Annotated in this window: 5 protein-coding genes and 1 rRNA gene; 2 read left to right on the top strand and 4 right to left on the bottom strand. The window is 42.4% G+C overall.

All coding sequences use genetic code 11. From position 1 onward, the window contains the following. Window positions 1-10: 10 nt before the first annotated feature. Both ccoN and GQF63_RS02345 read right to left on the bottom strand, forming a co-directional pair. Window positions 11-2,149 carry a cytochrome-c oxidase, cbb3-type subunit I gene (ccoN, locus tag GQF63_RS02340; protein ID WP_160367474.1) on the bottom strand — a complete coding sequence of 713 codons (2,139 nt, stop codon included), beginning with the start codon at window positions 2,147-2,149 and terminating at the stop codon, window positions 11-13. A 419-nt stretch (window positions 2,150-2,568) separates the two neighbouring features. Further along, a complete protein-coding gene (locus GQF63_RS02345; RefSeq protein ID WP_212592433.1) occupies window positions 2,569-3,171 on the bottom strand; it encodes a lytic transglycosylase domain-containing protein in 603 nt (200 codons plus the stop codon). A 514-nt stretch (window positions 3,172-3,685) separates the two neighbouring features. Between GQF63_RS02345 and GQF63_RS02350 the strand changes: the two genes are divergently transcribed. Both GQF63_RS02350 and GQF63_RS02355 read left to right on the top strand, forming a co-directional pair. Further along, a complete protein-coding gene (locus GQF63_RS02350) occupies window positions 3,686-5,113 on the top strand; it encodes a pseudouridine synthase (protein ID WP_160367476.1) in 1,428 nt (475 codons plus the stop codon). A gap of 70 nt (window positions 5,114-5,183) precedes the next feature. Next, window positions 5,184-5,651, top strand: a complete 468-nt coding sequence (locus GQF63_RS02355) for a pyrophosphohydrolase domain-containing protein (protein ID WP_160367477.1) — start codon at window positions 5,184-5,186, stop codon at window positions 5,649-5,651. 46 nt (window positions 5,652-5,697) lie between these two features. Here GQF63_RS02355 and mnmL read toward each other — a convergent pair whose 3' ends face one another. After that, complete coding sequence (mnmL, locus tag GQF63_RS02360; protein WP_160367478.1) at window positions 5,698-6,648, bottom strand: tRNA modification radical SAM protein MnmL/YtqA; 951 nt, start codon at window positions 6,646-6,648, stop codon at window positions 5,698-5,700. 562 nt (window positions 6,649-7,210) lie between these two features. Then, a 5S ribosomal RNA gene (gene rrf / locus GQF63_RS02365) occupies window positions 7,211-7,295 on the bottom strand; the annotation flags it as partial.

Below are 7,295 nucleotides of genomic sequence, written 5' to 3' on the forward strand. Positions count from 1 at the left end.
ATGTTTGCGATTAGTTGCTACCACCAGTTGTTCTTTCCGCTTCCGGAGCCGCTTTAATGTCCGTTCCCAAGCGTTGTAAGTAGGCAATCATGGCGATGATTTCCTTATTCGCTTCAACCTCTACTTGGTTGGCTTCCAAATCTTTCACAATAGTTGCCGCCTGTGCTTTGGCATGGTCTACCGCATTGAAGATTTCATCATCTGTATAAGGAACACCTAGATTACGCATCACCTTCATTTTGCTTGACAAGTATTTGTAGTCAATCTTCTGAGAAATTAACCATGGATACTGTGGCATGATACTTCCTGGGGAAGTGATCGTTGGATCTAACATATGGTCGAAGTGCCATTTGTGTGGATATTTACCACCGATACGGTGCAAATCTGGTCCGGTACGTTTCGATCCCCATAAGAATGGACGGTCATAAACAAACTCTCCAGCTTTCGAGTATTCCCCATAGCGCGCCGTTTCAGAACGGAATGGACGGATCGTCTGGGAGTGACAGTTCACACAGCCCTCACGGATGTATAAATCACGCCCTTGTAATTCTAAAGCAGTGTATGGTTTTACCGAGCTAATTTTCGGCACGTTACTGCTCACCGTAAAGGTTGGGATCATCTCCACAATACCTCCAACGAGGATAGCGATTAAAGATAATACCAGGAACAATACCGGCTTACGCTCTAAGCGACGGTGTTGAGAACGCTCTAAAGTTTTGATAGGTTCTAATGCTGGGGCTTCTGCAGCCTCGTTTGGAACTAATTCCCCTTGCTTAATAGTTTTAATTAAGTTGTAGGTCATTAAGATTACACCCGATAGGTATAAGGCACCACCCGTAGCACGCATCATGTGCATTGGTAAAATCTCCAAGGTGGTTGCTAAGAAGTTAGGGTATTGCAATACGCCTTCTGGAGTAAACTCTTTCCACATTAAACCTTGTACTACCGCTGCCCAGTACATCGGGATTGCGTAGAATAAGATGCCTAAGGTGCCGATCCAGAAGTGGGTAGTGGCTAATTTTTTCGAGAATAATTCTGTTTTGTAAATTCTAGGGATTAACCAGTACAGAATGGCGAAGGCCATGAAGCCGTTCCATCCTAAGGCACCCACATGCACGTGTGCTGGAATCCAGTCGGTAAAGTGGGCAATGGCATTTACTTGTTTCAAAGATAGCATAGGGCCTTCAAATGTTGCCATACCATAACAGGTTAAAGCAACCACCATGAATTTCAAGGTAGGCTCGGTACGCACTTTATCCCAGGCACCACGTAGGGTCAATAGACCGTTGATCATACCTCCCCAAGATGGCGCGATCAGCATGATGGAGAATACCACCCCTAAAGACTGTACCCAACTCGGTAATGAGGTATATAATAAGTGGTGAGGTCCGGCCCAGATATAGATAAAGATCAAAGACCAGAAGTGTAGAATACTTAATTTATAGGAATAAACAGGGCGATTCGCCATTTTCGGAAGGAAGTAATACATCATCCCTAAGAATGGAGTGGTTAAGAAGAAAGCCACCGCGTTGTGGCCATACCACCATTGCACCAAGGCATCCTGAACGCCGGCATACACATAGTAACTTTTCCAAAGGCTTACTGGCATCTGGATGGAGTTTACAATATGTAAAACAGCTACCGTAACGAAAGTGGCAATGTAGAACCATACGGCTACATACATATGTCTTTCTCTACGTTTGATGATAGTACCAAACATGTTGATACCGAAAACGACCCAGATTACTGCAATCCCGATATCGATTGGCCATTCCATCTCCGCATATTCGTGGGAGCTTGTTAAACCTAGCGGAAGGGTAATTGCCGAGGCGACAATGATTAATTGCCATCCCCAAAAATGGATTTTACTCAGTAAATCACTGAACATTCTTGCTTTCAATACGCGCTGCATCGAGTAATATGCCCCCATAAAGATGGCATTTCCTACGAAGGCAAAAATCACCGCATTGGTATGCAAGGGTCTGATCCGACCAAATGTTGTAAATTGGGTGGCAAAGTTCATTTCCGGCCATACCAGCTGAAGTGCTGCGATAAGCCCGACCGTCATGCCGATGATCCCCCAAATTACAGTTGCGATTCCAAAATCTCTGACAATCTTATTGTCATAACTAAATTGCTCTACCTGCATTATTCTTTATATTAAGTTAACCTGATTCAAAGGTACTGGTATCAGCATGACATTCTAATGATAAAACGAAGCAAGAAAATGTGATATCCATCATATTTTAAGGCTATTAAATTATTTAAATCAGTTAGTAATGCCGCACAAGCATAGGACTTGTTTAGCTGTAATGTTCTTCATAGTATAGGGAAAACAGGTTTTCCCGGGTTAATCACTTAATATTAACAATAATTTTTGAGAAAGGTTCAAGGCTAAATAGCTAAAATAAAGCAAGTTAAAAAGTTAATTGGCTAGTTTAGTGGATTATCAGAAAAAGAAATAAATGCCGCTTTTGGGAAAGGGACGGTTTAGTGCAATAAAAAAGAGCCATTCCGATGAATAGCTCTTTTAATAATTTACCATGTGATAAAGAGGGTTCTCCCCAATTAACTGTTTTCCAAAATGGACTTCATGGAAATGATTTTGTAAACATACGATGCTGTTTCTGCATTCAGACGCAGGTCGTAATAGTTGTCTTTCTTTTGTCTTCTTAATGAAGAACGCAGACTTCCTCCACCCACATTATAGGCAGCAGCAGCAAGGGTCCAATCGCCGAACTCTTTGTGTAGCGATTTAAGATATTTCGCTGCAGCATGTGTGGATTTAATTAAATCAAGACGCTCGTCAATATTTCCGTTTACACGTAGCCCGTATAAACGTGCCGTTGCCGGCATAAATTGCCAATACCCTCCGGCTCCCTTATGGGAAGTGGTCTGCGGGTTCAAGCTGCTCTCTACGACAGCAATATACTTGAAGTCTTCAGGAATACCGTAGCTCTTGAGGATTTTAGCGATTCGTGGAAGTAATTGATCCGCTTTCTTGTGAATTTGATGAGAAGGGCGCTTTAAATAAGCGAATTTACCGAGGTATTTGTCTAATCGTTTTCTGACAAAACCCTGCTCATGAGGAATACTTTCGTTGGCAAAGGAGAATTGACTATAAAAATCATCCTTGGAATTCTTTTTTGCCGTCTCGATGTTACTATGCACATTCGAGATCATGGACTGGTCAAGAGCCTTTCTAAAAGGGTCAGCCAGTGATTCTGGTTGGGGGCTTGAGTATAAGTTTGACAAGATAAATACTGTCAAAATCACACTGCTACATAACACTCTTTTTTTTATCATTCATTCCCTTACTGCTACCCTATCCACGATTAAAAATCGATCAAAAAATAGCTTGGTTAAAAAACAAGCTCCAAAGGTACACTTTACAGGGCTTTAAACCAAATAGTTAGCAAGTCAACCATCGTTAAGAAAAGTTAAAAGCCTAAATTATCGCTGTTTAAACACGATAGAGATGGATATCCTCAGACTCCCTGTTTTGTAACATAAAGGATAGACTTTAGCTACGGTCTTCGTTACAAGGATCGTACAAGCGTCAAGTCTTGAAGTGCGAAAACAGCGCTAAATGTCTGATTAATCTAACATTAGCTGTAGAAAATACAAATACATGACGCTGTATTAAAAATTTACCTATCTTTGTGGCTCAATTTTTTATAAAATTATGCCATTCAGTAGCAACAGGAACAGTCGAGAGGACAACTCCAAAAGACAAAGAAGCAACTCAGACAGCTTCAGAGGTGGGAAAAGATCATCTTTTAACAGCTCCCGAGATTCAAAATCAGGTAGACCTGACCAAGACCGCAATTTCAATAAGTTCGACAAATCATCTTCCCGCGAAGACAAATCAGAGCGATTCCCACGTGAGGGAAGATCCGACAACCGATTTGGCGATAACAAATTCGACCGCTCTTCATCTAGAGATGGTAAATTCGACCGTTCCTCTTCCAGAGATGGTAAATTTGACCGCTCTTCTTCTAGAGACGGTAAGTTCGACCGTTCATCCTCCAGAGATAATAAATTCGATAGAGGAGCTCGTGATGGCCAATTCGAGCGTCCATCTCGCGATGGTAAATTTGACCGCTCATCATCCAGAGACGGTAAGTTCGATCGTTCTTCATCCCGTGATGGTCATTTCGACAGAAACCAACGTGATGGCAAATTCGGAAAGCCACAAGGCGACCGTAAATTTGGAAAACCTCGTTTCGGAAGCAATGACGACCGTGGATTCGGTGACAAACGCCCATTCCGTCGTTCTGAAGAAGGTCAAGAGCGCAACTTTGGTGATCGCCGTGAATCCCGCGATTTCCGTACTGATGGCAGAAGCAGAAAACCTTATAGCGAAAAGAAACAACAAGCACCAGCGAACGATGATGGTTTAATCCGTTTGAACCGTTATATCGCGAATGCAGGTATTTGTTCACGTCGTAAAGCTGATGAGCTGATTGAATCCGGCGTAATATCAGTGAATGGTGAAGTGGTAACCGAATTAGGTTCCAAAGTAGATCCTGCAGTTGATGAAATCCGCTACAACAACGAGCGTTTGAAGCGCGAGAAAATGGTTTATGTGCTATTGAACAAACCAAAAGACTATATTACTACAACCGACGATCCGCAAGAGCGTAAAACCGTGATGCAATTGGTATCCAAAGCTACCAAAGAGCGCATCTACCCGATCGGACGTTTAGATAGAAATACAACAGGGCTCTTGTTATTGACCAACGATGGCAACCTGGCTGAAAAACTTTCACACCCACGTAATAACATCAGCAAAATCTACCAAGTAGAATTGAGCAAGAACTTAACCCAAGGCGATTTCAATAAAATCCAATTTGGATTGGAATTGGAAGACGGTTTCATCAAACCCGATGACATCAGCTTTGTGGTAGGTGCCTCTAAACGTGAGGTAGGCATCCAGATCCACAGCGGCAAAAACCGTATCGTGCGTCGTATCTTCGAATCCTTAGGCTATGAGGTTATTAAACTAGACCGCGTAGTGTATGCGAACCTAACGAAGAAAGACCTTCCACGTGGCCGTTGGAGATACCTGGAGGATAAAGAGATTATTCAATTGAAACATTTGATGAAATAAGAAGAAGACGCCTAGCGCGTCTTTTTTATGTAGGTATAGTTTCGTAATTTTAACAAAATTAAAAAGCATTATGACAGACCCTAAGTGTTTAACATCGGTTGCTGAGTTTCACAAAACCTTTCAACACCCGATCTTAGATTCCCCTCGTATTCCCGCTGAAAACCGTTGCAATCTTCGCGTATCCCTAATTGCTGAAGAGCTTAAAGAGCTTCAGGAAGCTATTGATGCGAAAGATATCGTAGAAATTGCTGATGCCTTAGCCGATATTCAATATGTACTATCCGGTGCTATCCTAGAATTCGGATTGGCGGAAAAATTCAATGATCTGTTTAACGAGGTTCAACGCTCGAACATGAGCAAAGCCTGTAAAACAGTGGAAGAAGCTGAAGCCACGCAGGCCCATTACCAGGAGAAAGGGGTATCTTCTTATTATAAGGAAATCGATGGGAAATTCTTAGTCTTCCGCGAAGGCGATGATAAAACCCTAAAATCAATAAACTACTCCCCGGCCGACCTCAAGTCGATCGTAGAAAGATAGCTAAAACAAGAAGAGGAAGCCAATAGCTTCCTCTTCTTGTTTTATCCTAGATTGGCAAATAGGCCGATCCTTGTTTCACGCCCCTTTCTTCCAATCCTTTATCGATCTTTGTTTGAATGCCCGATTTCGGGAAACCCCAATTCGGTGCAATCAATAATTCCCGATCGGCAATCCCAAAGATCCGCTGGATAATAATATCCGGACGTAATAAGGGAATAAACTTACTTAGGAACTCCGTATACTCTTCAATCGTAAATAGATGGAAAGGCTCGCGTTTATATTTTACCCCCATAATCGATCCCTCGACGATATGCAGGTGGTGTAATTTCACAAATTTAATCTGCGGATGCTTGTTGATTTCATCGGCGTATCGCAGCATCATTTCCTCCGACTCCCAAGGGAAGCCAAAGATGGTATGCACACATAGCTCCAAGGAGGTGTTTTCCAACATTTTCATGGTGGAAAGAAACTCATCGTGCGAGCATCCCCGGTTGATACGCTCTAAGGTATCATTATAAATTGACTCCATGCCCATTTCTAGGTCTACATCGTACCTGTCGGTATAGCTTTCCAAAAGGGCAATCTTCTCGAAATCCAAACAATCTGGGCGTGTACCAACGGAAAGTCCTAAAGTATGTTCCGGACAAATGCTGAGGGCTTCATCATACATCATCTTTAAGAGATGCGTAGGTGCATAAGTGTTGGTATTTGGTTGGAAGTAAATGATAAACTTCTCGGCGCCATAGCTATTTCTAGCACGCTCGATACCGTTTTCAACTTGCTCCCGAATAGAAGGGATTTTACGCGCCGTATCCGGCGTAAAAGAATCTACATTGCAATAAGTACAACCGCCATAGCCTTTAGATCCATCCCGATTGGGACAGGTAAAATTACCATCAACGATAACTTTAAAAACCTTCTGCCCGTTATACTTTTCCTTCAAATAAGCCCCATAATGGTTATAGGGTTTAATACCGTTATCTAATTGAGTTGCCATGCGGGTACAAAGGTAATTAATTGAAATTAAAATTGCTAGGGGAAGTGGGGAGTAGATGGTATTTAGTAGTTAGTAGTTAGACCTATAGTGGGCCGTTTTTTTTATTTTGTTGCCACGTGCTGTCATCGTGTTTGTCATCGTGTTTGTCATCGTGCTGTCATCGTGAGGGGTTAAAATGTTTGCAAAATTTATTGGAAGGTGATGACATAAAGTGGCATTGCTTGTTAAGCTTTGCTAGTAAACTTCGGCACGCTTTGTTCATCGTTGCGGCAAGTATTGTCATCGTGAGCGGAGTCGAACGACTGGTACGTCAATGCCGTCGCAATCGCAAAGCATTTGATTATCAACAGCATAATTGTTAAAAGTATCGCTAACAAGTGTATTAAGTATTGCTGATTGCATTGACGTACCAGTCGTTCGTGGTTCGTGGTTCGACTCCGCTCACCATGACAAAGTGATGACAACACGATGACAGCAAGATGACAGCACTTTCAAATATTATCACCTAACTTCTTATAACCAAAAAAACCCATGATCAATGATCACGGGCTTTTCGTATAAAAATAGGCGCCGACCTACTCTCCCACCTGTTACGGCAATACCATCGGCTCTGGCGGGCTTAACTTCTCTGTTCGGAATGGGAAGAG

Source organism: Sphingobacterium humi (genome assembly GCF_009768885.1).
Classification (GTDB): domain Bacteria; phylum Bacteroidota; class Bacteroidia; order Sphingobacteriales; family Sphingobacteriaceae; genus Sphingobacterium; species Sphingobacterium humi.

Coding starts and splice junctions, on each gene's coding strand:
- GQF63_RS02350 (WP_160367476.1), top strand. CDS start 3,686: ATGCCATTCAGTAGCAACAGGAACAGTCGAGAGGACAACTCCAAAAGA.
- mnmL (WP_160367478.1), bottom strand. CDS start 6,648: ATGGCAACTCAATTAGATAACGGTATTAAACCCTATAACCATTATGGG.
- GQF63_RS02355 (WP_160367477.1), top strand. CDS start 5,184: ATGACAGACCCTAAGTGTTTAACATCGGTTGCTGAGTTTCACAAAACC.
- ccoN (WP_160367474.1), bottom strand. CDS start 2,149: ATGCAGGTAGAGCAATTTAGTTATGACAATAAGATTGTCAGAGATTTT.